Origin of the sequence: Thalassococcus halodurans (genome assembly GCF_900108225.1) — a bacterium.
GTDB classification, from domain to species: Bacteria; Pseudomonadota; Alphaproteobacteria; order Rhodobacterales; family Rhodobacteraceae; genus Thalassococcus; species Thalassococcus halodurans.
This window is the reverse complement of the sequence record NZ_FNUZ01000001.1, coordinates 796,589-816,565: the sequence shown is the minus strand read 5'-3', so window position 1 is coordinate 816,565 and position 19,977 is coordinate 796,589. Positions and strand designations below refer to the sequence as shown.

The 19,977-nt window shown below is 58.6% G+C and carries 21 protein-coding genes; 12 read left to right on the top strand and 9 right to left on the bottom strand.

What is annotated here, in order from left to right; translation table 11 throughout:
• Window positions 1–39: 39 nt before the first annotated feature.
• Together rpsO and pnp are read left to right on the top strand one after the other, a co-directional pair.
• A complete protein-coding gene (rpsO, locus tag C4S59_RS04000; protein ID WP_103909156.1) occupies window positions 40–309 on the top strand; it encodes a 30S ribosomal protein S15 in 270 nt (89 codons plus the stop codon).
• Between the two features lie 240 nt (window positions 310–549).
• Complete coding sequence (pnp, locus tag C4S59_RS03995; RefSeq protein WP_103909155.1) at window positions 550–2,691, top strand: polyribonucleotide nucleotidyltransferase; 2,142 nt, start codon at window positions 550–552, stop codon at window positions 2,689–2,691.
• Window positions 2,692–2,742: 51 nt separating this feature from the next.
• Here pnp and C4S59_RS03990 read toward each other — a convergent pair whose 3' ends face one another.
• Window positions 2,743–4,005: a KAP family P-loop NTPase fold protein gene (locus tag C4S59_RS03990; protein ID WP_234994684.1), complete on the bottom strand. Its 1,263-nt coding sequence runs from the start codon at window positions 4,003–4,005 to the stop codon at window positions 2,743–2,745.
• A gap of 356 nt (window positions 4,006–4,361) precedes the next feature.
• Complete coding sequence (locus tag C4S59_RS03980; RefSeq protein ID WP_103909152.1) at window positions 4,362–5,048, bottom strand: response regulator transcription factor; 687 nt, start codon at window positions 5,046–5,048, stop codon at window positions 4,362–4,364.
• A gap of 140 nt (window positions 5,049–5,188) precedes the next feature.
• On the opposite strand from C4S59_RS03980, the gene ribA reads away from it, so the two are divergent.
• The 3 genes from ribA to C4S59_RS03965 all read left to right on the top strand — a co-directional run bounded on the left by ribA (window position 5,189) and on the right by C4S59_RS03965 (window position 7,869).
• Window positions 5,189–6,280 (top strand): GTP cyclohydrolase II, encoded by a 1,092-nt coding sequence (ribA, locus tag C4S59_RS03975; RefSeq protein ID WP_103909151.1) that lies wholly within the window; start codon window positions 5,189–5,191, stop codon window positions 6,278–6,280.
• A 78-nt stretch (window positions 6,281–6,358) separates the two neighbouring features.
• A complete protein-coding gene (locus tag C4S59_RS03970; RefSeq protein ID WP_103909150.1) occupies window positions 6,359–7,360 on the top strand; it encodes an LLM class flavin-dependent oxidoreductase in 1,002 nt (333 codons plus the stop codon).
• Complete coding sequence (locus tag C4S59_RS03965; RefSeq protein WP_103909149.1) at window positions 7,357–7,869, top strand: L,D-transpeptidase family protein; 513 nt, start codon at window positions 7,357–7,359, stop codon at window positions 7,867–7,869. The genes C4S59_RS03970 and C4S59_RS03965 overlap by 4 nt, the downstream gene beginning before the upstream one ends.
• Window positions 7,870–7,873: 4 nt before the next feature.
• On the opposite strand, the gene C4S59_RS03960 is transcribed toward C4S59_RS03965, so the two are convergent.
• The gene (locus tag C4S59_RS03960) at window positions 7,874–8,902 is read right to left on the bottom strand and encodes a permease (RefSeq protein ID WP_103909148.1); all 1,029 of its coding nucleotides are present in this window, start codon (window positions 8,900–8,902) and stop codon (window positions 7,874–7,876) included.
• Window positions 8,895–9,233: an ArsR/SmtB family transcription factor gene (locus tag C4S59_RS03955; protein WP_103909147.1), complete on the bottom strand. Its 339-nt coding sequence runs from the start codon at window positions 9,231–9,233 to the stop codon at window positions 8,895–8,897. The genes C4S59_RS03960 and C4S59_RS03955 overlap by 8 nt, the downstream gene beginning before the upstream one ends.
• A gap of 127 nt (window positions 9,234–9,360) precedes the next feature.
• Between C4S59_RS03955 and C4S59_RS03950 the strand changes: the two genes are divergently transcribed.
• The gene (locus C4S59_RS03950) at window positions 9,361–9,963 is read left to right on the top strand and encodes a uracil-DNA glycosylase family protein (RefSeq protein ID WP_103909417.1); all 603 of its coding nucleotides are present in this window, start codon (window positions 9,361–9,363) and stop codon (window positions 9,961–9,963) included.
• Entirely contained in the window at window positions 9,941–10,732 is a 792-nt protein-coding gene (locus C4S59_RS03945; protein WP_103909146.1) for an SseB family protein, read from the top strand. Before C4S59_RS03950 ends, C4S59_RS03945 begins: the two co-directional genes overlap by 23 nt.
• Before the next feature lies 1 nt (window position 10,733).
• Here C4S59_RS03945 and C4S59_RS03940 read toward each other — a convergent pair whose 3' ends face one another.
• From C4S59_RS03940 to C4S59_RS03930, 3 genes are read right to left on the bottom strand one after another with little or no spacing between them, the layout of a single operon-like run.
• Entirely contained in the window at window positions 10,734–11,744 is a 1,011-nt protein-coding gene (locus C4S59_RS03940) for a P1 family peptidase (protein WP_234994666.1), read from the bottom strand.
• Window positions 11,728–12,468: a glucose 1-dehydrogenase gene (locus tag C4S59_RS03935; protein WP_103909144.1), complete on the bottom strand. Its 741-nt coding sequence runs from the start codon at window positions 12,466–12,468 to the stop codon at window positions 11,728–11,730. The genes C4S59_RS03940 and C4S59_RS03935 overlap by 17 nt, the downstream gene beginning before the upstream one ends.
• A gap of 21 nt (window positions 12,469–12,489) precedes the next feature.
• A complete protein-coding gene (locus C4S59_RS03930; RefSeq protein ID WP_103909143.1) occupies window positions 12,490–12,984 on the bottom strand; it encodes a hypothetical protein in 495 nt (164 codons plus the stop codon).
• Between the two features lie 330 nt (window positions 12,985–13,314).
• Here C4S59_RS03930 and panB point away from each other — a divergent pair, with 330 nt between their 5' ends.
• From panB to C4S59_RS03915, 3 genes are all read left to right on the top strand, one after another.
• The gene (panB, locus tag C4S59_RS03925; protein WP_103909142.1) at window positions 13,315–14,148 is read left to right on the top strand and encodes a 3-methyl-2-oxobutanoate hydroxymethyltransferase; all 834 of its coding nucleotides are present in this window, start codon (window positions 13,315–13,317) and stop codon (window positions 14,146–14,148) included.
• Between the two features lie 11 nt (window positions 14,149–14,159).
• Window positions 14,160–15,002, top strand: coding sequence for a pantoate--beta-alanine ligase (gene panC / locus C4S59_RS03920; protein WP_103909141.1), 843 nt, complete (start codon window positions 14,160–14,162; stop codon window positions 15,000–15,002).
• Window positions 15,003–15,125: 123 nt separating this feature from the next.
• Window positions 15,126–15,794: a Hint domain-containing protein gene (locus C4S59_RS03915; RefSeq protein WP_103909140.1), complete on the top strand. Its 669-nt coding sequence runs from the start codon at window positions 15,126–15,128 to the stop codon at window positions 15,792–15,794.
• Window positions 15,795–15,806: 12 nt separating this feature from the next.
• Here the strand turns inward: C4S59_RS03915 and C4S59_RS03910 are convergent, their stop codons facing one another.
• Both C4S59_RS03910 and C4S59_RS03905 read right to left on the bottom strand, forming a co-directional pair.
• Window positions 15,807–17,081: an acetylornithine deacetylase/succinyl-diaminopimelate desuccinylase family protein gene (locus C4S59_RS03910; protein WP_103909139.1), complete on the bottom strand. Its 1,275-nt coding sequence runs from the start codon at window positions 17,079–17,081 to the stop codon at window positions 15,807–15,809.
• Between the two features lie 57 nt (window positions 17,082–17,138).
• Entirely contained in the window at window positions 17,139–18,089 is a 951-nt protein-coding gene (locus C4S59_RS03905; protein ID WP_160006744.1) for a DUF2125 domain-containing protein, read from the bottom strand.
• A 67-nt stretch (window positions 18,090–18,156) separates the two neighbouring features.
• Here C4S59_RS03905 and C4S59_RS03900 point away from each other — a divergent pair, with 67 nt between their 5' ends.
• Together C4S59_RS03900 and C4S59_RS03895 are read left to right on the top strand one after the other, a co-directional pair.
• Window positions 18,157–18,702, top strand: a complete 546-nt coding sequence (locus tag C4S59_RS03900; protein ID WP_103909137.1) for a gamma-glutamylcyclotransferase — start codon at window positions 18,157–18,159, stop codon at window positions 18,700–18,702.
• Between the two features lie 54 nt (window positions 18,703–18,756).
• Window positions 18,757–19,974, top strand: a complete 1,218-nt coding sequence (locus C4S59_RS03895; RefSeq protein ID WP_103909136.1) for a biopolymer transporter ExbB — start codon at window positions 18,757–18,759, stop codon at window positions 19,972–19,974.
• Window positions 19,975–19,977 lie beyond the last annotated feature (3 nt).

Here is a 19,977-nt window from a genome sequence, read left to right as displayed (position 1 = left end):
CGGCTTGCGCCATAACCCTTAACTCTGAAGGAGACCCCGATGTCGATTACAGCTGAAGAAAAACAGCGTCTGATGAAAGAATTCGCAACCAAAGAAGGCGACACAGGTTCGCCGGAAGTACAGATTGCGATCCTCACCAGCCGTATCACAACGCTGACAGAGCACTTCAAAACCCACAAGAAAGACAACCACTCGCGTCGTGGTCTTCTGAAACTGGTTGCTCAGCGCCGTAAGCTGCTGGACTACCTGAAGGGCAAAGAAGAAGCTCGCTACACAGACCTGATCGGCAAACTCGGCATCCGCCGCTAAGCCAATCCGATCTGATCGGAATTCAGGACGCCCGTCTGGTTTCAGGCGGGCGTTTTTTTGGGTCGCCCACCAAACGCGCAATGGCTTTCAATATGCCGCAAAGTCGTGTATGTGGCGCCCATCTGAGACGTGACGCTTTGACCCCGGCGCATGAAAAGATTGAAGGGGTCGGCGGCAATGGGGCCGCCATTCAAACGGGAGACCCGGAGGGCCGGGAGCGCTCCCATACAGGAAACGCTGATGTTTAACGTTACGAAGAAAACAATGCAGTGGGGCGAGGAAACGCTCACACTGGAAACGGGTAAGGTTGCCCGTCAGGCCGATGGCACAGTCATCGCGACGCTTGGCGAAACCTCGGTCATGGCGAACGTGACCTTTGCCAAGACGCAAAAAGAAGGTCAGGATTTCTTCCCGCTGACCGTTCACTACCAAGAGAAATACTATGCTGCCGGTAAAGTACCGGGTGGCTTCTTCAAGCGCGAAGCGCGTCCGACGGAAAAAGAGACGCTGACTGCGCGTCTGATCGACCGTCCGATCCGTCCGCTGTTCGTTCCCGGCTTCAAAAACGAAGTTCTGGTGATGTGTACCGTTCTGAGCCACGACCTGGTCAACGACCCCGACGTTGTTGCGATGATCGCGGCCTCTGCTGCCCTCACCATCTCGGGCGCACCGTTCATGGGCCCGATCGCGGGCTGCCGCGTGGGCTATGTTGACGGCGAATACATCCTGAACCCTGAGGTTGAGGATATGGATCAGCTGCGCAACAACCCTGAACAGCGTTTGGACCTTGTCGTTGCCGGTACCAAAGACGCCGTGATGATGGTTGAATCCGAAGCGTACGAACTGACCGAAGACGAAATGCTGGGCGCCGTGACATTCGCGCACGAACAGATCCAGCCGGTTATCGACCTGATCATCGATCTGGCCGAAGATGCCGCGAAAGAGCCGTTCGAATTCACACCGCCGGATTACTCTGCCCTGTACGAGCGCGTCAGCGCGCTGGGTGCAGACCAGATGAAAGCCGCCTACAGCATTCTGGACAAGCAAGAGCGCGTTGCCGCTGTTGCCGCTGCCAAAGAAGCGATCAAGGCTGAGCTGTCCGAAGAAGAACTGGCCGATGCGAACCTCAGCTCTGCGCTGAAAAAGCTGGAATCCACAGTTCTGCGTTCGACAGTTGTGAAAGAAGGCAAGCGTATCGACGGCCGCGCGCTGGACGAAGTGCGTGACATCGTTTGTGAAACAGGCCTGCTGCCCCGTACACACGGTTCCGCGCTGTTCACACGTGGCGAAACCCAAGGTCTGGTTGTGACCACTCTGGGTACCGGCGATGACGAACAGATCATCGACGCGCTGCACGGCAACTTCCGTTCGAACTTCCTGCTGCACTATAACTTCCCTCCGTATTCGGTTGGTGAAGTGGGTCGCGTTGGTTCGCCGGGTCGTCGTGAAATCGGTCACGGTAAACTGGCATGGCGCGCGCTTCAGGCGGTTCTGCCGGCGGCGACAGACTTCCCCTACACAATCCGCGTTGTATCCGAGATCACCGAATCCAACGGTTCGTCCTCGATGGCGTCGGTTTGTGGTGGCTCGCTGTCCATGATGGACGCAGGCGTTCCGCTGAAGGCACCGGTTGCCGGTGTGGCCATGGGTCTGGTTCTGGAAGATGACGGTTCCTACGCCGTTCTGACAGACATTCTGGGTGACGAAGATCACCTCGGCGACATGGACTTCAAAGTGGCTGGTACCGAAAACGGCATCACCTCGCTGCAGATGGACATCAAGGTTGCAGGCATCACGCCTGAGATCATGAAGAAAGCTCTGGCTCAGGCCAAAGCGGGCCGTATGCACATCCTGGGTGAGATGGCCAAGTCGCTGACAGAAGCGTCCGAATTCTCGGTCCACGCGCCGCGCATCGAAACCATGCAGATCCCGACCGACAAGATCCGTGAAGTGATCGGTTCCGGCGGCAAGGTCATCCGCGAGATCGTGGAAACCTCCGGCGCGAAAGTCGACATCAACGACGACGGCGTGATCAAGATCGCAAGCCCGAACGGCGAGGCCATCAAAAAGGCCTATGACATGATCTATTCGATCGTGGCAGAGCCGGAAGAAGGCGGCATCTACAAAGGTAAAGTTGTGAAGATCGTCGACTTCGGCGCCTTCGTGAACTTCTTTGGCAAGCGCGACGGTCTGGTACACGTATCCCAGATCGAAAACCGCCGCCTGAACCACCCGTCCGACGTTCTGAAAGAAGGTCAGGAAGTGTGGGTCAAGCTGCTGGGCTTCGACGATCGCGGCAAGGTTCGCCTGTCGATGAAGGTCGTTGACCAAGAGACCGGCGAAGAAGCCGCAAAAGAAGAGAAAAAAGAAGACGCGGAATAATCCGCCCTTCCAACGCTCAAAAGAAGCCCTCGCAGTTTTGCGGGGGCTTTTTTACTCAGCTTCGACCAAAAGTTCTGCCACCGCGTTTAGCGCATGTTGGTGACTGGGAATGTAGTGAGGAGCCAAAAATGCAAACACTTTTGCCCAGTCGAAGTAGTCCCTATCGTCTGGGAATTTGAAGCGCTCTCTCGGAATTTCGAGAAGCTCAGGAAAATCGTCGCGAATTACTCTCATCATCTGCGACTCTGGCCTTTCACTTAATGGATTTTCAGAAGCTAATGATCGATCCAATAGAAAGTTTTGGGCGCGTTCTGGTGTAAGTGATGCTCTCGGAAGATCATCGGTAGAAATCTTCGAATCTAATGTGTTCTCGAATGCTAGATATATAAGCAGTGGTATGTCGAAGTATTGGTCAGGGTAACACCGCAATGCCATTTCGACTCTGAGAAGAATGCGCTCGATTTTTCGCATTCCAATCCCGGTTTTTTGCGTCAGGTTAACTGCTAGTTTAGCGGCGCTTTCCAATGAAAACGCGGCTTGTTCTGAAAATAGTCTTTTTGCCGGTAGCTTGTGAACAAGTTGAGATACCGCTGATGCTAGTGCTTCTTTGGATGGCTCAAGTTTGAGTCGAATATCAACAAATTTCTCAAGGTATGCTTCATCGCCTTCCGTTTGCCCAAAGCGATGATTGGCCAAGTTTTCCAAGTGTTCAGTGTTTACCATTAAACAGAACACAAAGCCTGATTGAGAAAAAATCAACTTTGTGGCTTCAAGGAATGCCAATGCGTAATCAGGGTGACAGCGGTCCAGTTCGTCTATTATGACAACCACCTGTTCGCTATCAGACCCTTCGCAGATGGCAGTTCTTAGGGTTTGTATGTGTTCGGGAAGTTCAATTTTCCGAATTTTTTCTGCGGCCATTTGGGACGCGATCAGGTTTCCGGCGGCTTTGGATAGACTGTCTCCGAAATCTTGGATGACATCGTTCAAATGATCAAAATCGCCTAGGGCATCAGTCGCACTATCTGTGAAAGCATCAATTACTTCGTCGGCGGCAGAACGCAACACTATCCGAGTTGCACTTTTGGCACCGAGCGCTGCGATGTGTTTTGCTGAGGCAAAAGCCTTTTGAGCCGATGATGCATCTTTCTTAGGGATCGCGTCGACCAATGCGCCAAGCAATGTGACGATCGGGTCGCCGGAGTGGTCTGAAAGTTGGACATCAACTTCAACTACATTTTCACCTGCATCTCTAAGTTGCTGGGCCCATGCCTTTCGAAAAAACGTCTTCCCGCGACCAAACCCAGCCTCAATTGAGATAACTTTTCGGTGTCCAGAGACTTGATGAGGTTCGTGAAAGTTGAGCCGATCTTTGAAAACTCAAGAAGGTCATCGTTCCAAGGCGAAGAATTGGCCATAAATAATCCAATAATTGAATAATCGAGTATCCAACGGATTAGAGTCTGGGAACTGCTCCTATTCAAGAGGGAACAGCCGATTTCTGCAATTTTGACGTGTGGGATTAGTTCTCCGGAAAAAAAGACCCGGGGCTTGCCCGGGTCAGTCCAACAGGGAGGGGTGCATGTGATGACCCTCACATGCGAAGGGAACTGTCAGGGTAACCAACGGACACTTTAAAAGTTCCATTAATCACCCCAAAAATCTGTGTCCTATGACACAAGGCGGTAACCGCCGCTTTCGGTAACCAGAAGACGCGCGTTCGACGGATCGGGCTCGATTTTCTGCCGCAGGCGGTAGATGTGGGTTTCCAGCGTGTGCGTTGTGACGCCCGCGTTGTAACCCCACACCTCATGCAAAAGCACATCCCGTGCCACAATGCCGTCGGGCGCGCGGTACAGGAATTTCAGGATATTGGTTTCCTTTTCCGTCAGGCGCACCTTGCGGTCGTCTTCTGTCACCAGAAGCTTCATCGCTGGCCGGAAGGAATACGGCCCCAACTGGAACACCGCGTCTTCGGACTGTTCGTGCTGACGCAGTTGCGCGCGGATGCGGGCCAGAAGCACAGGGAACTTGAACGGCTTGGTCACGTAATCATTCGCGCCGGAATCCAGACCAAGGATCGTGTCCGCGTCCGAGTCATGCCCCGTCAGCATCAGGATCGGCGATTTCACGCCCTGCTTGCGCATCAGTTTGCACAGCTCGCGACCATCCGTGTCGGGCAGGCCGACGTCCAGAATGATCAGGTCGTAGTGCTGTTCCTTGACGCGTCCCAGCGCGCTGGCACCGTCTTCGGCCTCGAATACTTCGAAGTCTTCGGTCAGAATAAGTTGCTCGGCCAGCGCCTCGCGCAGGTCTTCGTCGTCATCGACCAGCAGAATATTTTTCAGTTGGGCCATTGTGGTCCTCCGTGGTTTCAAACGAAAATGTGATCGCTGTGGCGGTTGCGCAAGTTTTGCTGCAAGTCTTTCACGTCCTCGTGTAAACGAAGGCCAATTGTTACAAATGCAGGCGGCTTCCGCAAATTAGAAGGCCCGATATGACGCTCTCTCCTGACCTGACTGAAACACTTGCCCGTGCGCGTGCTGATCTTCGCATGGGGGTGGGGATCGTTCTGATAGGGGAAAGTGGCGCTGCTTTGGTGCTGTCGGCGGAAACCATTGCGCCTGCGCGGTTGGCCGATGTTCTGGCCTTGGGGCTGCCTGCCGATCTGGCTATCACGGGCCGCCGTGCGCAGACGTTAAAGGCGCGAGCCTATGATGGCGACATCGCGCGTGTCGTTCTGCCAGCGGATGCCAGCCTTCGTTGGGTGCATAGCATTGCTGATCCAGCGGATGATCTGGCCACGCCGATGAAGGGGCCGTTGAATTCGCGCCGTGAGGGCGATGCAGCTCTGCACCGTTTTGCGATTACCCTGTGCAAATCCTCGCGTCTGTTGCCTGCCGCGGTTGTCGTCCCTGTCGCCGATGGCGTGGCCTTTGCCGCCGATAATGCGTTGTCTTTGGTCGATGCCACTGCCGCCGCCCCGCATCTTGAGGCGCTCAGCCCGTTGGATCATGTCGTCTCGGCCCGCGTGCCGCTTCGTGCCGCCGAAAACGCCCGCCTGCATATTTTCCGGCCCGAGGATGGGTCTGAGGAACATTACGCCATCGAAATCGGTCGCCCCGATCGGGAAAAGCCTGTTCTGGCCCGTCTTCATTCGGCGTGTTTCACGGGCGATCTGCTGGGATCGTTGAAATGTGATTGCGGGCCCCAGTTGAACGCCGCGCTGAATGCGATGGGGTCTGAGGGCGCAGGCATTCTGCTATACCTGAATCAGGAAGGTCGCGGCATCGGTCTGGCGAACAAAATGCGTGCCTATGCGCTTCAGGATCAGGGATTCGACACGGTCGAGGCCAATCACCGTCTGGGCTTTGAAGATGACGAACGCGATTTCCGCCTTGGCGCGCAGATTTTGGGCAAGCTCGGCGTGTCGCAGGTGCGGCTACTGACAAACAATCCGGCCAAGATCGCGCGTATGGAAGACTGCGGGATCAAGGTTGCCGAACGTGTGCCGTTGAAAGTAGGCGAAAACGAACACAACACCCGCTATCTGGCGACGAAAGCGGCCAAGTCGGGCCACATGCTGTAACACGCAACGCTGGGGCTGCGTTGATGCGGCCTTGCGTCTTGCGCGTTCATGCATAGCTTCAGGACAAAGGAGATCGCGATGAAGTATTCGCTGCTTGATCTGGCCCCAGTTCCCGAAGGTTCAGACGCCGCTGACGCGCTGCGCAACACCGGTGATCTGGCGCAGCACGCCGAACGCTGGGGCTATCACCGCTATTGGCTGGCGGAACATCACAACATGCCGGGCATCGCTTCGGCGGCGACGGCCGTTCTGATCGGCCATGTGGCCGGTTTGACCAAGTCGATCCGCGTAGGCGCTGGTGGCATCATGCTACCCAACCATGCGCCTTTGGCTGTGGCCGAGGCGTTCGGCACATTGGCCACGCTTTACCCGAACCGCATTGATCTGGGCCTTGGCCGTGCGCCGGGGGGTGACCACGCGGTGATGCAGGCGATGGGCGTGACCCATGAACGCGCTGATCGCTTCCCTGACGAGGTGGCCGAACTTCAGCGTCTGCTCGGCCCGCTCAATCCTGCGGCTGCCGTCAACGCCCATCCCGGCGCGGGGACCGAGGTGCCTTTGTGGATTTTGGGGTCGTCCCTATACGGCGCGCAGGTCGCGGCGCATTTCGGTTTGCCCTACGCTTTTGCCTCGCACTTCGCGCCCGCCGCCTTGGATCAGGCGTTCCGTGTTTATCGTGACAAATTCAAACCCAGCGACACCCTGTCGAAGCCGCACGCGATGATGGCGATCAACGTGATCGCCGCCGATACCGAGGCCGAGGCGATCCGCATCCGCACCTCGATGCAGCAGGCGTTCTACCGTCTGCGCAGCGGCCAACCCGGCAAGCTGCCCTATCCGGTGGACCGGATCGAAGACGTGGTGCCACCCCAATATCTGGCGGGCGTGAACGATGCGCAGCGCGTGTCGGCGGTGGGCACACCCGATCAGGTCGAGGCGCAGATCAAGGCGTTTATCGATACCTACCAGCCGGATGAGGTTATCCTGTCGGGCCATATCCACGATCACAAAGCCCGCGTGCACAGCTACGAAATCGCCGCCGATGTGATGGCGCACCTAACGCAGAAAGACGCCGCATGAAGCCCACCGATATGGTTCTGACGCGGCAGGGGCTGCGGTTTTGCGGGCGTCTGTGGCCCTGTTCCATCGGCAAGGGGGCCGTCAAACGCGACAAGCGCGAAGGCGACGGCGCGACCCCTGCGGGAGAACACCGGATTGTCGGCATGCTGTATCGTCCCGACCGCATTGCGCGCCCTGCGGATTGGGCGGTGCCCATCGGGCCGTCTGATCTGTGGTCGGACGATGTGGGGCACGAGGATTACAACCAGATGGTCCGCGCGCCTTATCCCTACAGCCACGAAAAACTGCGCCGCGCCGATCCGCTTTATGACATCGTGATCCTGACCGACTGGAACTGGCCCTACGCAGAAAAGGGGCGTGGATCGGCGATTTTCCTGCACCAACGCCGCCGTGCCGGTTACCCGACCGAAGGCTGCGTGGCTTTCCGTCGCGATCACCTGCGCCAGATCGCGCGGCTGATCCGGTACGAAACCCGTCTGATCGTGCCAGAGGGGCTGGCGGTGGACTAAGGCGTTACGCCCAAACCCAGGCGCCCCAAGCCAGCCCGGCAATCAGAGAGCCTGCGAACGCAAAGCCAAGGTAGGCCCCGAACACACGCGGTTTCACCAGCGCCCAGACCGCAATTGCGGCGGGAATACAGCTGACGCCACCGGCCAGAACAAAGCTCATTGCCGCGCCCGGTGCCATGCCTTGGGTCAGCAGCGCGTCGACCAGCGGCACAGCGGCGTAGCCGTTCAGATAGGCTGGCGCGCCGATCACAGCGCCCATAACGATGGGCCAGACGCCGGTGCCCCCCAGAATACCTGCGATCATGTCGGCGGGGACGTAGTGGATCATCAGCGCTTCGATCACATAGGCCAGCGTCAGCCATTTCAGCAGGAATAGCCCGTTTTCAACTGCCGTTTCACGGAACGTGTCGCGGCGGTCCTCATGTGGCCAGAATTTCCAGACAGGTGGGCCTTGGAACGGTTTCTTGGCGCTGCAACAGCCACCCACCTGCGGCTTTTCCCGAAGTGGATCACGGAACACGACCGATTGCGCAAAGACCATCACGCCGAACCCGCCCAGCAGGCCCAAACCCACTGCCGCAATGGTTTTGGCGATGGCAAAATCCCAGCCCAATGTGCCCGAGGTTATTAGAAACATCGCAGGGTCCATCAAGGGCGACGCCAGCCAGAAGGCCATAACCGCACTAAGTGGCGCACCGACGGCCAGAAGGGCGGCGATAAAGGGGATAACCTCGCACGAGCAAAAGGGTGAAAGGCCCCCTAGAAGTGCCGCCATAAAGATCATGCGCGTTTCGCGGCCCTCAAAGGCCTTGGCCAACAAAGTTTCCGAGCCTGTTGCCTTCAGGTAGGCCACTGCCAGCACGGCAAACAGGATGAACGGCAGGGTATGCCAGATCGCGCCGGCGGCGAATTCGACGGTCGGCCACAGGTTAGATGGGTCCAGAATGCCGACGATCAAAAGCAAGCCCAGACTCGCGATCCATGCCTTGCCCGGACGGGGCAGTCGGGCGATTTGGGCGGTTAGATCAGTCATGGCTGTGGCCTCCGTCTGCGCAATCGGCGCAGCATTCTTTCAGCAGGAACTCGGATAAGGCGCGCACCTCGTCATAGGCGACGGCGGCGCAGATAATGCTGCGGCCGGAACGGGTTTGTTTGACCAGCCCCGCCTGCGCCAGAATTTTCAGGTGATGGGTCAGGGTTGATCCCGCCACACCCGTCCGGTCGCCCAACATGCCAATCGACAACCCCTCAGGCCCCGCCCGCACCAGGGTGCGCAGCACGTTCAGGCGTTGTTCCGACCCAAGCGCCGCAAAGGTCGAAGCCGCGATTTCCAGCCCGATGTCGGGGTCATGTGCCAGCGTCATGGATCACCTCTGATGATTCGATATTTCTAGAATTGTCGAAATGATGGCATCTGCCAAGATTTATTTTGAAAGTTATCGAAATGAACGTGGCTTTTGGCTCGGGCGCGGATGCCCTACATCTTGGCCCATGGATGACCTGCTGCATCAAATCACCACTTGCCGTTTGTGCGCTGATCGCTTCCGCGTGACCGCATCGCGCCACGTCCCGCGCCCTGTCGCGTGGTTCCGGCCGACCGCGCGTTTGCTGATCGCGGGGCAGGCGCCAGGGCTGCGGGTGCATGAAAGCGGCAAGCCTTTTGACGACCGATCCGGCGACAGGTTGCGCGACTGGTTGGGCATTGATCGCGCCACGTTTTATGACCGGGACGTGATTGCCATCGTGCCTATGGCGTTCTGTTTTCCGGGCTATGACGCGAAAGGGGCCGATCTGCCGCCCCCGACGATCTGTGGCGAAACATGGCACGATCGGGTGTTCAAAACCCTGACCGATCTGCAATTTCAGGTCATCGTCGGCGGCTATGCGCACCGCTATCATTTGGGTGGCACACAGCCTGTGACCGACCGCGTTTTCGCGTGGCGTGACCAAATGCCGGAAAAGATGCCCTTGCCCCATCCGTCCTGGCGGAATACCGCATGGTTGAAACGAAACCCGTGGTTCGAAACCGATGCGCTGCCCGCTCTACAGACCCGCGTGAAGGAGGTTCTGAATGGCCGAGACGACACCCCTTGATGATGCATTCGCCGCCATGGAGGCCGCGCCGCAAGACGACGCTGCGCGCTTGCGGTTCTATGAACGACTGGCGGATTCAGAGCTGTTTCTGCTGTTGAAGAAAGAAGCCGAGGGCGAAGTGCTGGACCCCGAGGTGTTTGAACTGACCGACGCGAGTTTCGTGCTGGTATTCGACCGTGAAGAACGGCTGGCCGAATTCGTGGGTAAGATCGCGCCCTATGCGGCCCTATCCGGCCGCGTCATCGCGGGCGTTTTGGCGGGGCAGGGGGTTGGCCTTGGCCTGAACCTTGAGGTCGCGCCATCGTCGCATTTGATCCCGCCCGAAGGTGTCGCTTGGTTGGCCGAAACCCTGACCGAAGGCCCGCAAGAGGCCGAGGCACGCCCGTCTGAATTCAGCGCGCCGCAAGGCCTACCCGAAATCCTGATCACGGCGCTGGACACGAAACTCAGCACCGCCACCGGTCTGGCGCGCAAGGCGTATCTTGCGGGCGTGACCTATGATGACGGGTCGCGCGGCCATATCCTCGGGATCACGGGCGCCCGTGCCGGTGCCCAGGCGCCTCTGGCCCGTGCCATCAACGAAGCGCTGGTGTTTTCCGGCATCGAGGCAGGCGCGCTGGACGTGGCTTTCTTGGAGGATGACGATCCTGCGGCGGCATCTTTGGCACGCGTGGGGTTGCGCTTTGACCTGCCCGAACCGCAGGTGCCGCAGCCTGTGGCACCGTCGGCGCCGGGGATGGATCCGGACAAGCCACCAAAGCTGCGCTGATCTAGCCCAACGTTTCGCGGAATGTGGGTAGCGTGTCGCCCTTGGCGGGCGTCGCTTCCCACACCGCGCGGGCGATGGCGCGGGCAAGGCAGACTGATCCGGCGTGGCCGAGCGCGGCCAGCTGTATATCCGGAGTATCCAGCGCCTTTTTGCCGGTACCCAAGGCAAACACCAGATCGCCGTCGAACGGACTGTGCGACGGGACTATCGCGCGGGCCATCCCGTCATGCGCCGCAACCGCCAGCCGTTTGGCCTGCGCTTTGGTGATGACCGCATCGGTCGCGACAATTGCGATGGTGGTGTTGCCCAGACCGGCCATGGCGGAGAACTTGGCGCTTGGCTGCAGGTCCTGCAGACCTTGGGTAGGTTCGCTGCCCAGACCGCCGAACTCATCCCCGATTTCAAAAGGCGCGGCCCAGAAATGTTGGCCGGACGGCGTCGTGACGCAACCCATGGGGTTCACGGCGACCAAGGCGCCTACGGTGATCCCATCGACCACCATCGATGCCGATCCCAAGCCGCCTTTGACCTGCGCGGTTTGTGCGCCGGTACCTGCACCGACGCTGCCCAAAGCAAACGTATCTGACGCAGCGGCAAGGGCCTGTGCCCCTAAAGCAGGATAGGGGTTGTCGCCCCAGTCTTTCCCGCCGCCATTCAGCAAATCAAACAGGATCGCCGCGGGCACAATCGGAACGCGGGCCGACAAAACCGGAAAGCCGCGCCCCTCTTTATGAAGCGCATCCATTACGCCCTGCGCTGCGGCAAGGCCAAAGGCGCTGCCGCCGGATAGAACCAAAGCATCCACGCCGGGGGCCGTTTTGTCAGGCTCCAACAAATCGGTTTCGCGTGTCCCCGGTGCGCCGCCCATGACGGACACGGAACAAACCGCGGGCTCATCACAGACCAGCACCGTCGTGCCGGATTTCAGACCATCGTCTTGTGCGTTGCCGACAGACAGGCCCGCGACGTCGGTGATCAGATTGCGCGGCCCAGCCTTAGATGCAGCGGCCACCATCGACCTCCATACAGACACCAGTGATCATCGAGGCATCTTCTGAGCATAGAAACGTCGCCGCCGCCGCCAGATCGTTGGGGGTGGAAAAGCGGCCCAAGGGGATGGTCGACAGGAATTTGGCGCGCATCTCGGGGGTGTCTTCGCCCATGAAGCTGGACAGCAACGGCGTTTCGCCCGCCACAGGGTTCAGCGCGTTCACGCGGATGCCCATGGGGGCCAGTTCCACCGCCATGGCGCGGGTGGCTGTGATCATCCAGCCTTTCGATGCGTTGTACCAGTTCAGACGCGGGCGGGGGGACACGCCAGCGGTCGAGGCGATGTTCAGAATGCAGCCAGCACTGGCGGCTTTGAAATGCGGGACCAAGGCGCGGGCGGTAAGGTAGACGGATTTGCAATTCACCGCAAAGACGCGGTCGAAATCGTCCTCGCTGACCTCTTCCATGGGGGCGGGAAGATGGGTGATGCCCGCGTTGTTGATCAGGATATCGACGCCGCCCAGATCGGACATGGCCGTGGCGATCATCGCATTGACGCTGTCGCCTTTGGACACATCCACATGGCAGGCGATGGCCTGATCGTTGTCAGCGATGGTTTTGGCCGCATCCAGATTGATATCGGCCACAAGCACCTGCGCGCCTTCTTCCAGAAACCGTTTTACGATCCCTGCGCCGAACCCGGATCCGCCGCCTGTGACGATCGCTTTTTTCCCTGCCAGCTTCATAGACCCCTCCCGTTTGGTCTGTCAGTCGGCCGGGTTCCCTTCCAGAAACATCAGCCATAATGCCACCGGAAGCGACACTGCGCCGCTCCAGTAAACGGCTGTCCACATCGTCGAGGCGTACAAATAGCCCTTCTCGCGCGCGACCAGATCGTCGGGAACAACCGCATAAGCCAGAAGATAGCCAAACAGGCTGCCCGTCAATGCAATGAAGAAAGCCAAAGCGATTGCGCGCCAGCCAGCGGAAAAAAGCCGGCGCTGGTTTTCGATCAGGGCAAAGCCGATCACAAAGACAGGAATGGAGAGAAGCGGACCCATCCACCAAGCCGCTTGGAAACCTGCAACCGAGACCCTGAGGTATTCGTTCCAGTGCTCAGGAATTGCGTATTTCTCGAATACGAATTCGTCAAAGAAAGAAGGCCCAACAGCATAGATGAACTGACTGTTCACCACGCCGAATACCGAGGAAGTCGCCGTTGCAAAGCACACAAGGGCAAGAATTGTCTTCAGTCGGTACATCAGCCTCACACATGCTGAGCGTCCCCTTCTATTTGTCCTAGCTCTGGACCGGAGTGAAACAAGAGTACCGGGTAAAGGTTTTGTTTGGATTCGATCCGCTGGGGCGGCATTTCGTGGATTTGCCCACTCCGATGCTGCAATGCCGCATGTGCGATAGTCTGCGACACTTCGTGGCTTGGGTTGCAATAATTCAATGTTTACATAGGTCTAACCGGTGTGCGCTGGGCGGGACGCAGCGTCGCGGAAGTGCCGCTGGCGCTAACAGGGCTTTAGCAATCGCAGCGCAAATGTTATTGCAGGCCGCAGTGACTGGTTCGGAGGAGACCCGGAATGAGCGCCACCGCACGCAAACAGGCCCCGTTGCCGGATGATATCCGTGCCATGAAAGGCGGCACGCCGATCGTCAGTTTGACAGCTTACACCACCCCTATGGCCGAATGGATGGACGCGCATTGCGACTTTGTTCTGGTGGGTGACAGCCTTGGAATGGTGCTGCACGGTCTGCCATCGACGCTGGGCGTGACGATGGACATGATGATCATGCATGGCAAAGCCGTGCGCCGTGGTCTGAAATCGGCGATGATGGTCGTCGATATGCCGTTTGGATCTTACGAAGAAAGCCCCGAGCAGGCGTTCCGCAATGCCGCCCGTCTGATGGCCGAAACCGAGGCCGGTGCCGTCAAGCTGGAAGGTGGCGTTGCGATGGCTGAAACCATCCGCTTTCTGACATCGCGCGGTGTGCCTGTGATGGCGCATGTCGGCCTGACGCCCCAATCGATCAACACACTGGGCGGTTACAAGGTGCAGGGTCGCGGCGCGGCAGGTGATGCCCTGATGGCAGATGCCAAGGCCGTAGCGGATGCCGGTGCCTTTGCTGTCGTTCTGGAAAAAGTGCCGGAAAAACTCGCGAACGAAGTTACGGCAGAGGTGCATATACCGACAATCGGGATCGGTGCCTCGGCTGGCTGTGATGGCCAGATTCTGGTGGTTGATGACATGCTTGGTCTGTTCACCAAGTTTAAAGCCAAATTCGTCAAGCGCTACGCCGAACTGGGCCATGGCGCAGAAGAGGCGATTGCAGAATACGCCAAAGACGTCCGCGCCCGCGCATTCCCCGGGCCGGAGCATGTCTTTGCCGATCAGGCCCCTGCGAAGAAGTCATAGGAACCTTTGACGTGACAGCCCCTATTATTCGTTCCCTGCCCGCCCTGCGCGCGGCTGTTTCCGAGTGGAAATCCAAAGGTGAGTGTGTGGCCGTGGTCCCGACCATGGGTGCGCTGCACGCCGGTCACCTGAGCCTTGTTGAAGCGGCCAAAGCGGGCGCGGATCGGGTGATCGTGACCATCTTCGTGAACCCCAAGCAGTTCAACTCGGCCGAGGATCTGGCGAACTATCCCCGTACCGAAGAGGACGACGCCGTGAAACTGGCGCCCTTCGGTGTGGACGCGATCTATGTGCCAGATGGCGCAACGATGTACCCCGAGGGTTTCGCGACAACCGTTTCGGTTGAAGGGCTGACTGACGTTCTGTGCGGTGCGCATCGTCCAGGCCATTTTGATGGTGTGGCGACGGTCGTGTCCAAGCTGTTCCTGCAAACCGGTGCCGATAAGGCGTTCTTCGGTGAAAAGGATTTCCAGCAGCTTCAGGTCGTGAAGCGCATGGCGACCGATCTGGATATTCCGATCGACATTACGGGCTGTCCGACCATTCGCGATGACGACGGTCTGGCTTTGTCTTCGCGCAACGCTCGCCTAACCAAAGACGGCCGCGCCGCAGCGCCTGTGCTCTATGCCCAGATGCAGAAACTGGCGGATGAGGTAAACGCAGGACGCGCGCTGAAACCCGCGCTGGAAGAGGCCACCGCCAACATTCTGGCCGCAGGCTTTACCGAGGTCGAATACCTTGATCTGCGCGCCAAGCTGAACCTGCGTCTGATGGAACGGCTTGACGAACCCGCGCGCCTGTTTGCTGCCGCATGGATCGACGGCGTGCGTCTGATCGACAATATCGCGGTTTAATATTGACAGATAATCTTATGGTTGTGACGATCCCTTGTGACCAAGGCTTTTCGTCCGCCCAAGACTACGAGCGACAGCTTGGGAAGGGGCGGGAGCCCCCAAAAGCATGAGGTGAATTAAGCAATGGCTTCGGATAAATCTGGCGACAAAGCGTCTACGAAAACCGCGATTTACTGCAAAAGCGATGGGCATCCCTACACTTTTATCGGTGCTTACGTTGATCCTGCTGACGTTGCCGGAATAATCGAAAGGCATGTCAGAGAACATCCTGTCGGCGTCCAACATCACTACATCTACAAACAGGATCCGCCGGTGTCGCATGGTTGCCTGGCGCCGGATACGCTGATCTGGATGGCCGATGGATCCACACGAAAAATCGCAGAGGTTGGGCAAGGCGATCGTATTCTCGCCTGCGACGCTGATAGAAATGTCTTGGCTGATGACGTGGCGCATGTGCACAAATCAGATCATGATCAGGTGCTGACGCTGCGCACAGGCAAGGACAGAACGATAGAAATGTCTATATCGCAGCCGATAATGACAGTTTCTGGGCCGGTAATGTCAGGGCAGCTTTTCCTACCGGCGAATTTCTATCAGCTTGCCGGCTCTCGCGACCAGTTGTCATTGCTTGAGGCTGTGCAAATGACCACTGAAACCGCGGAAACTCCCCGCGAACTGATTTCCATCCACACACAGTCAAACGGATATTTTTTCGTCGGCGAAGATGCTATTGCGGTGAAGTGCAAAGGAGGCGGGCCATACGGGCCACCGCCGGACTACCGCCCTTTATGACCGTTATCGCGGTTAACTAAGCAGCAGCTTTTCCAACGTCCGGCCCATGACCTTGGCGCTATCGATCATGTCGGTGACGCCAATCCATTCATCCGGCTTATGCGCCAGTTCTAGCACGCCGGGTCCGTAAGCGATGCAGTTCTTCAGTTTACCGATCCGGTCGATGTGTTTCTGGTCATAGCTGCCGGGCGAGGCGACAAAGCTGGGGTCTTGGCCAAGGGTTTCAGCAATCGCGGCTTTGACGGTGCTGACCACAGGCGCGTCTTCGTCGGTCATCGACGGTAGAACGCGGTTCAGTTCGCGCAGTTCATAGTCGAACTTGGGGCGGTTGGCCTTTAGCCCGTCCAGAATGTCACGGATTTCGCCTTCGACCTGATCAATCGGCTCTTCCGCCAGAAAGCGGCGGTCGATGGTGATGCGGCAGCTGTCTGGCACGCAATGGGCGGGCAGGGCAGTGCTGTCTTCGGGCTCTTCCGGCTGGCCACCGTGAATGGCGTTGATGTTCATGGTCGAGGCCCGCGCGCCATCGGGGATCACCGGCATTTCGGTGCGCCGTGCGGCCATGGCGGGGTACAGCGTGGTTTCGAACTGCTCTAACACCGCGCCCATATGCCGGATCGCACAGTCACCCAAGAAAGGCATCGATCCATGGGCAATTTCGCCCTTGGTTTCGATTTCTGCCCACCATCCGCCGCGATGGCCCAGACAGATGCGATCCTTGCCCAGTGGTTCGGGGATGATCACATGCTGCACGCGGGCAGGATCAAACCAGCCCTCCTGCGCCAGATGGGCGACACCGCCGTAGCCGCCGGATTCCTCATCCGCTGTGCCACTGATTTCGATGGCACCGGCAAAGTCGGGATGTTCCTGAATAAATGCCTCGGCGGCGATGATCGCAGCGGCCAGCCCGCCCTTCATATCGCAGGCCCCGCGCCCGTAGATGCGGTCGCCGTCCAGCGTGGCGGCGAAAGGATCATAGGTCCAGCCTGCACCAACTTCGACCACATCGGTATGGCCGTTGAAATGCACGCAAGGGCCGGGCTTGGTGCCCTCATACCGCGCGACGATGTTCCAGCGGGGATATTTTTCGCAATCGCCGGGCGCACCTTCGGCACGGATCAGAGTGGTTTCAAAGCCTTTGGCCGACAGGCGTTGTTTCAGCAGATCGCAAATCGCCACATAGTTTTCGCCCGGCGGGTTCAGCGTGGGAATGCGGATCAAATCCTGCGTCAGCGTGATCAGATCATCGCGCATCCCCTCAATTCGGTGCTGCAAGGCGTCGGTCATCAAACTCTCCGGTATCTTGCCGTCATCCTTGTCGGGAAACCGCCGGTGAGCAAGGCCTTAGGGCTGCGGGATCGGGGGAATTTGACCGACAGGCAGGGGCCCGAGCGACACAACGCCTTTGTTCAGGCGCAGTTTGACGTTCAACTGGTCACGGTTGCCCTGAAGCGAGGCGACAAGCGTCAGCACGTCATTCAGGAACCGCACGCCGTCGCGGCCAAGCCCCCATTCGTCCTGCGCCTGTTCCAACAATGCGCGCCAGTTTTCGGTTTCAAACGCCAGATCGCCGGTCAGGCGGCCACGTTTGTCCACGTCGAATTCGCCATCCAGTGTGATGCGCGTATCGCCAAGCCCGTATTCGGCGGACTTCAGGTTGATCTGCTGGATCGCGGGGCGGTCCTTGCCCGGTGTCAGGGGGGCGGCAAAGCGCAGTTCGGATTGCGCGGTCAGGCCATCGACCGTTGCCTCGTCCGAACGGGCGGCGGCATCCGCCGACAGGATCGCGCGATACAGGCCAGGTTCGACATCGGTCTGCTCGATGGCAAAGTTCACAGCGGCCAAGGCCGTGGATGTGCCGTCGCTGCTTTTGATGTTCAGAAACGGGGCTTCGGCGATAAACCGGATCAGCGCATCATCCCCGTCACGTCGGAAGCTGGCCAGCAGGCGTTCGCTGGTGATTGTCCAGTCGTTGGACTGGTTCGCAATCTGCTGGCTGTTCGGGAAGGCAAAGATCATCTGGCGGTCGCTATAGACCATGCGCAGGATCTGAAACTGCGGAGCGCTCCATGACCAGCCCGAGTCGGGGTTTGCGATCACAAGATCGGTAAAGGTTGTGTCCAGACGGTTCGGAAAGCCTGCAACTGACACATCGGAAAAGCTGACATCACGACCGGCGGCGATTTCGCGTGCCTTCCAGTCATCGATCGCGGTTTTCAGCGCGTTGGCCTGAAAAAACCAGTAGCCCGACCACGCCAGTGCCGCAGCGACAATTACAAATAACAGCTTCTTCATCACTCGGCCCCTTTTCGCGCGATCTGCTTTGGTAGATATAACGCCAAACGGACAAGGACCAGTGAACATGACCCTTTGGGTTTTCGGATACGGATCGCTTTTGTGGAACCCCGGTTTCGAGGTGGTCGACACGCGCCCTGCGCGCCTGTCGGGGTATCGCCGCAGCTTTTGCATGCGGTCGATCCATCACCGTGGCACGGCTGAAGACCCTGGTCTGGTGTTGGCGCTGGATGCCGAAGATCAGGCGGAATGCCACGGGCTGGCGCTGGCGGCGCATCCGGACAAGACCGAAGAGACGCTGGAATATCTGCGCGAACGCGAATTGGTGTCGTCGGCCTATCTTGAACGCATGTGCGATATCGCCTTGGCCGATGGCAGCACCGTGTCCGCCGTCACTTACGTGATTGACGCGGATCACAACCAGTACTGCGGCGGGCTTCCGTTGGAAGAGCAGGCACAGATTATCGCCAAAGCGGTCGGCGGACGTGGCCCCAACACGGAATACCTGCACAACACGGTGGACCGGTTGCGCGTTTTGGGTATTCCCGATGCAGAACTGCAATGGCTGGATGAACGTGTTCGGGCACTTAGCGCACAAGGCTTGGCTTGTTAAAAATTGCCCGCTAGGGTTTTCCTGACGAAATACAAACGTGTCAGGAGCGGTCTTATGGATCAGCCGGACCTCGAGGCCGAGCCGCATTTTTCGCAACCGATCCGCCAGATCCTGATGATGCTGGCGGCGCTAGGACTGTCTGCCCTCGGGCTTGTGATGGCCCTGCCGAGTGTTCTGCCGGTCTTCGAACAGAACCTGTACCTGAACGGGTTCATCTTTTTCGTGTTCATTGTTGGCGTGCTGGCCTGTTTCTGGCAGGTGGCGCAGCTTGTGAACTCGGTCCGTTGGATCGAAGGGTTTGCGCGGGGTAACAACGTGGCGACTGCTGCGCGCGCCCCTCAGATGTTGGCGCCCTTGGCGGCGCTGCTGCGGACCCGTGGCCAGCGCATGCAGATCACCACGACGTCCAGCCGGTCCATTCTGGATTCCGTTGCACAGCGGATTGATGAAGCCCGCGAAATCACGCGCTACATCGTATCGCTGCTGATTTTCCTCGGGCTTTTGGGTACGTTCTATGGCCTTGCCACCACCGTTCCTGCGCTGGTGGACACGATCCGCAGCCTTGTTCCGCAAGAGGGCGAAACAGGGGGCGAACTGTTCGGGCGTCTGATGACCGGACTGGAAAGCCAGCTTGGCGGTATGGGCGTGGCCTTTGCCTCATCCCTTCTGGGTCTGGCGGGGTCGCTGGTGGTTGGTTTGCTCGAACTGTTCGCGGGCCACGGCCAGAACCGGTTCTACCGTGAACTTGAGGAATGGCTGTCGTCGATCACCCGCATCGGCCTGTCCCATGGTGGGGCGGAAGGCACGGATGAGATGTCCGGCGCGGCGATGGCGCTAGAGCAGGTCGCGGACCAGATGGAAAGCATGCAGATGCTGTTCGCGCGGTCCGAGGAAAGCCGCTCGGAAATCGAAGCGCGCCTTGGGCAATTGGCCGATTCAGTCGAACGGTTGACCGAACGCATCGAGGCGACCGCGCCGTCCAGCACCGCGATGATGCGCATCGCCGAAGGTCAGGAACGTCTGATTTCGGTTCTGCAGAACCGCGAGGCTGAAGATGGCTTTGATAGCGAAAGCCGGATGCGCCTGCGGTCGATCGACGTTCAGATGCTGCGCATTCTGGAAGAAATGGCAGCGGGCCGTCAGGAAAGCATGGCGGAACTGCGCACCGATCTGGCCACGTTGAACCGCATCCTGACGCGCATCGGACGTCAGGCTGAAGCGAACGCCAAGCCGCAGAAGGTTGTTGTACGGCCTCTGCGGCAGGAAGACTAAGCC

Bases quoted from the DNA above. Each gene is read 5' to 3' on its own strand.
- C4S59_RS03895 (WP_103909136.1), top strand. From the start codon at position 18,757: ATGGATCAGCCGGACCTCGAGGCCGAGCCGCATTTTTCGCAACCGATC.
- C4S59_RS03930 (WP_103909143.1), bottom strand. From the start codon at position 12,984: ATGTACCGACTGAAGACAATTCTTGCCCTTGTGTGCTTTGCAACGGCG.
- panB (WP_103909142.1), top strand. From the start codon at position 13,315: ATGAGCGCCACCGCACGCAAACAGGCCCCGTTGCCGGATGATATCCGT.
- ribA (WP_103909151.1), top strand. From the start codon at position 5,189: ATGACGCTCTCTCCTGACCTGACTGAAACACTTGCCCGTGCGCGTGCT.
- C4S59_RS03960 (WP_103909148.1), bottom strand. From the start codon at position 8,902: ATGACTGATCTAACCGCCCAAATCGCCCGACTGCCCCGTCCGGGCAAG.
- C4S59_RS03955 (WP_103909147.1), bottom strand. From the start codon at position 9,233: ATGACGCTGGCACATGACCCCGACATCGGGCTGGAAATCGCGGCTTCG.
- pnp (WP_103909155.1), top strand. From the start codon at position 550: ATGTTTAACGTTACGAAGAAAACAATGCAGTGGGGCGAGGAAACGCTC.
- C4S59_RS03900 (WP_103909137.1), top strand. From the start codon at position 18,157: ATGACCCTTTGGGTTTTCGGATACGGATCGCTTTTGTGGAACCCCGGT.
- C4S59_RS03945 (WP_103909146.1), top strand. From the start codon at position 9,941: ATGGCCGAGACGACACCCCTTGATGATGCATTCGCCGCCATGGAGGCC.
- C4S59_RS03910 (WP_103909139.1), bottom strand. From the start codon at position 17,081: ATGACCGACGCCTTGCAGCACCGAATTGAGGGGATGCGCGATGATCTG.
- C4S59_RS03935 (WP_103909144.1), bottom strand. From the start codon at position 12,468: ATGAAGCTGGCAGGGAAAAAAGCGATCGTCACAGGCGGCGGATCCGGG.
- C4S59_RS03950 (WP_103909417.1), top strand. From the start codon at position 9,361: ATGGATGACCTGCTGCATCAAATCACCACTTGCCGTTTGTGCGCTGAT.
- C4S59_RS03905 (WP_160006744.1), bottom strand. From the start codon at position 18,089: ATGAAGAAGCTGTTATTTGTAATTGTCGCTGCGGCACTGGCGTGGTCG.
- C4S59_RS03980 (WP_103909152.1), bottom strand. From the start codon at position 5,048: ATGGCCCAACTGAAAAATATTCTGCTGGTCGATGACGACGAAGACCTG.
- C4S59_RS03915 (WP_103909140.1), top strand. From the start codon at position 15,126: ATGGCTTCGGATAAATCTGGCGACAAAGCGTCTACGAAAACCGCGATT.
- C4S59_RS03965 (WP_103909149.1), top strand. From the start codon at position 7,357: ATGAAGCCCACCGATATGGTTCTGACGCGGCAGGGGCTGCGGTTTTGC.
- rpsO (WP_103909156.1), top strand. From the start codon at position 40: ATGTCGATTACAGCTGAAGAAAAACAGCGTCTGATGAAAGAATTCGCA.
- C4S59_RS03970 (WP_103909150.1), top strand. From the start codon at position 6,359: ATGAAGTATTCGCTGCTTGATCTGGCCCCAGTTCCCGAAGGTTCAGAC.